A 4259-nucleotide genomic window follows, 5' to 3' on the forward strand; every position below is an offset into this window, starting at 1 on the left:
CAGGTTTCACAGAACTTCTTCCCATGAAAAAACTGGCCGCACATCACACAATGCCACTCCAGCACGACCGGTAAGGGGTCCGCTTGGAAAACGGAAAATATCCCACGCTAAGACTGTTTTTTGTACGATTCGATATCGACATTGCGTAATGGTCGGTACTTCCCTGTACCCAGCTTAAGATTATTACGCCAGACATAATCCCCATTAAGATTGATATGCTCCCAGCCCAACGGCGAAAGGTGAGAGAGCAGTTGGTCATTAATCGGGAGCTTTTTTCGTTTCAGGGATTCAATGGCTCTTTCTATGTATACCGTGTTCCATAACGCGATTGCCGCTGTCAGTAACGTCAGACCACTGGCCCGGTAACTCTGATTCTCCAGCCCCCTGTCCCTGATTTCACCCAGCCGGTGCATAAAAACCGCTCGCGCAAGAGCATTACGGGCTTCTCCTTTATTCAGCCCAGCTTGTACACGTCGTCGCAAACCAGGATCTCGAAACCAGTCCAGCATAAACAGTGTCCGTTCGATTCGACCAATTTCTCTCAGCGCTTTGGCCAGTCCATTCTGTTTTGGGTAACTGGCTAACTTTTTCATCATCAGCGATGCAGTGACTGTCCCCTGTTTAATCGAAGCTGCCAGGCGTAATACCTCACCCCAGTACGTTTCAATATCTTTGAGATTCAGGCTGGTTGTTGATATGACGGACTGAAGCCCTGGATATCGCTCAGCCTTTCCGTGAATAAACAGTCGCTTATCATGAAGATCCCTGATCCTCGGCGCAAAAGCAAATCCCAGCAAATGCATTAGTGCAAAAACATGCTCTGTGAAACCTGCGGTATCGGTGTAATGTTCGGTAATTTCCAGATCACTTTCATGATACAACAGGCCATCAAGTACGTGGGTTGAGTCACGTACCCGACTAATCACTTTGGTGTAGAACGGGCTATATTGATCTGATATATGCGTATAAATCTGTACGCCCGGCTCCTGGCCATATTTAAGATTGACCTGACCAGCATAACGCCCGTGACTGCCCACCCGAAAGTTCTGCCCGTCTGATGACGATGTTGTCCCGTCGCCCCAGAATGCTGCTAATGGACGTTTCCCCTGCGCGTTTACCAGTTCTGCAAGGGCAGCTGAATAGGTTTCGTCACGGATGTACCATGCCTGGATACCTTCGAGGGACGATTTTGTTACCCCGGGGCAGGACTCTGCCATTTTTGTCAGCCCCAGATTAATACCGTCAGCCCGAATTGTGGTCAGCAACAGCCTTCCGTCTTTTGGCCTGATGTTATTATTTTTGAGATGCGTGAAGTGACGTGTAAAACCCGTCCAACTGTCAACTTCTTCCAGTATTTCTGTAATTTTCGGATGGGGGAGCATGTTATAAACCAGACTGGCAAAGGCAGAAACACCGGAAGGAACCCCGTTCTCCAGCGGAGTGATTTTCACTCCTTTATCTGAAATATCAACATCCGGCAGCTCACCGGCAAGAGCCATTGCGTTAACTTCTTCCAGACGAGATGCAAGAAGCGTCATACGGGCCTGAAGATATGCATGGCAATCAGTCTGCACAGCCAGTTGTAACTGGTCATTTTGTCGGGATTTATCAAATTCAGTGACCGGGATAAGATAATCATCAAAATTTCTGTAACGACGCGACCCTTTTACCCAAATATCTCCGGAACGTAACGCCACCTTGAGTTCATTCAGTACACAAAACTCATAGTATTTTCGATTGATGCCTGAAGGCGTTAATACCAGTTTTCGCCAGCTTTCAGGAATAAATGCTGTTGGCGCTGTAGGCGGAACGTTACGAAGCTGCTTACGGTATATTTCCCTTATAGTATCCAGTGCATCGCTGAGCGGCTGCGCCGCAGGTGTCGCTACAAACTGCAATGCTGACAACATTCGTGGAGCGTATTTTCGAAGTGTGTTGTATTTTTCGGTGATCAGGTGAAGAGGATCGAAATTACCTTTACGGGACAGCAACTGTGTTTCTTCCAGGCTGTTGACGAACTCCTGCCAGGGAATAACATCTTCTATCGCGGCCCAGGGATCTTCACCTGACTTTCTGGCATGCAGTAGCGCCTGACCGACAGTAACATATTGTCTTAACTTGCTCTGGATAAGTTTGCCTTTTAACTGAAGCCTCTCGGCTTGTTTGCGTTTTGCCTGGCTGAACAGACCGCCCATAATGCGTTCGTGTAGCTCGATAACTTCATCAGTCAATGTTGCTCTGGCTTCCTGAATGACACAAACCAGCGTAGCGTAACGTCTGATATCGGTGAATTTTGCCAGATCTCTGCTGCTCATTTTTCGGCCCTCACGCGCCAGTTTGAGTAATTTGTTCTGGTGAACGGAAAGCTCAATACCATCAGGTAATTCCAGCGCGGTGATAGAATTAAGTCGATCGATATGTTGCAGCACGTTTTTACCGTTAATTTTACCGGGAGGCTGAAGTAGCCACGCAAGTCGGGAAGGTTGTTCCCCTTCTGATATGAGCAGGCTGTCGAGTGCAGATCTATGCTGCTTTCCCAGTTGTGTCGTAAGTGCCGAAAAAACAGATCTGTCAGCAAGTGTGACGGCTTCGGCAAGCGTCCGTTCGATCACATCAACCGACGGGAAAATAACATTATTGTTATGTAGCCAACTGAGCATTTCCTCCGCCAGAGTAAATCCTTTATCTGTTCGCATGGCATAGGAATGCAGATGCCGAATGCAGTCTTTTTGCAGAGTTCGGCTGAACGGAGATAATTTCAGGTAGCGATAAAGTTCAGCCAGATGCTCCCAGCGGGTTTGCTCTCTGGCTGCATATTCATGCCATAAATCGGGCTGAAGCTTCAGTCTTGAAGCAATTCTGGATACAACACCACTGTGGGGAACATTATTTTTGTCCGGAACAAATCCAGGCCCACGCAGGTAACAGAGTAATACCGCAAAGCCCAGGCGATTAGCTGGACGCCGGTGCTTATTAATGAGAGCAATATCTTTATCACAAAGAAAACACATTCTGGTCAGAATAATTTCATCATCTGGTATAACCAGCAGGCGAGCTTGCTCTTCACTACTCAGTATTTGTCGCCGTGGCATGAATGCTTCCCTCGTGTAAAGTTTTCATGTGTTATGGATTTGTTGTGACCGAAAACGACTGGTTTCGGACATTGTTAAACAGATATATCCGAAAGTCAGCGAAATTACTTTCGGACATGCATTATAATATGTACACCCATTTCGTACAGAAGATCTCACTATGTCTCGAATTTTTGCCTATTGTCGGGTTTCCACTCTGGAACAGACGACCGAAAATCAACGTCGGGAAATCGAAAGCGCGGGTTTTAACGTCAGACCCCAACGAATAATCGAAGAACAAATTAGTGGATCAGTAGCAGCCAGTGAACGTCCTGGTTTTAACCGGTTGCTTGATCGTCTGGAAAGTGGCGATGTATTGATAGTCACAAAACTGGATCGCCTCGGTCGTAATGCAATGGATATCAGGAAAACAGTGGAGCAACTGACCGAATCTGGCATCAGGGTGCATTGCCTGGCATTAGGTGGTGTTGATCTGACCAGTCCGGCAGGAAAAATGACAATGCAAGTGATTTCAGCGGTCGCTGAATTTGAACGAGATCTTTTACTTGAACGAACTTATTCAGGGATAGCAAGAGCACGGGATGCAGGAAAACGTTTTGGTCGCCCACCGGTATTAAATGAAGAACAAAAACAGAAGGTACTCGAACGCATTAAGTCTGGGGCAAGTATAAGTGCTATTGCCAGGGAGTTCCGAACAACACGGCAAACAATTCTGAGAGTTAGAGCGAAACAGCAAACTGTTACTGTATAGAAAATAGCCTTAGCGTGGGATATTTTCCGTTTTCCAAGCGGACCCCGGTAAGGGCAATAAAAACATCGCCATATCCTCAATGTAAGGGTGGGACTTTTCCGGATTCAGCACCACACAGGCTGCCTTCTGTTGCGCGCTCAGGGCATGTAAATCGTGCTCAAACCATGCCTCCTGAGCATCTGTCAACGCCACGATGTTTGACCGTTATGGGGATGCGGACGATTTCCTGGACTGCTTTATCATTCCAGCCCGCATTGTTGGCGGTACATTTCAGGGCTGACTGCACCCAGCGATAATTTTATACGCCGCTCGTTATACCATCTGATGTAAGCATCTACATGCTGCATGAACTTTTCTGGCGTGATGCCCGACCATTTACGCCCATAATACATTTCCGTTTTCAGTCTGCCGAAAAA

Annotated in this window: 3 protein-coding genes and 2 pseudogenes; 1 reads left to right on the forward strand and 4 read right to left on the reverse strand. The window is 47.2% G+C overall.

Going from position 1 to position 4259, the window contains the following annotated elements; genetic code table 11:
* Both BEA93_RS25920 and BEA93_RS23975 read right to left on the reverse strand, forming a co-directional pair.
* Positions 1–77: pseudogene (locus BEA93_RS25920) on the reverse strand (putative zinc ribbon protein); the annotation flags it as partial.
* Between the two features lie 30 nt (positions 78–107).
* Positions 108–3092 carry a Tn3 family transposase gene (locus BEA93_RS23975; RefSeq protein ID WP_105225209.1) on the reverse strand — a complete coding sequence of 995 codons (2985 nt, stop codon included), beginning with the start codon at positions 3090–3092 and terminating at the stop codon, positions 108–110.
* A gap of 160 nt (positions 3093–3252) precedes the next feature.
* On the opposite strand from BEA93_RS23975, the gene BEA93_RS23980 reads away from it, so the two are divergent.
* A complete protein-coding gene (locus BEA93_RS23980) occupies positions 3253–3843 on the forward strand; it encodes a recombinase family protein (RefSeq protein ID WP_000086536.1) in 591 nt (196 codons plus the stop codon).
* Positions 3844–3888: 45 nt separating this feature from the next.
* Here the strand turns inward: BEA93_RS23980 and BEA93_RS26420 are convergent.
* Positions 3889–4029, reverse strand: a pseudogene (locus tag BEA93_RS26420) (DUF7828 domain-containing protein); the annotation flags it as partial.
* Positions 4030–4082: 53 nt separating this feature from the next.
* The coding region (locus tag BEA93_RS23990) for an IS3 family transposase (RefSeq protein WP_157914720.1) at positions 4083–4259 on the reverse strand (177 nt) is incomplete at its 5' end.

The sequence above is a fragment of the Escherichia sp. MOD1-EC5950 genome (genome assembly GCF_002965345.1).
GTDB lineage: Bacteria > Pseudomonadota > Gammaproteobacteria > Enterobacterales > Enterobacteriaceae > Escherichia > Escherichia marmotae.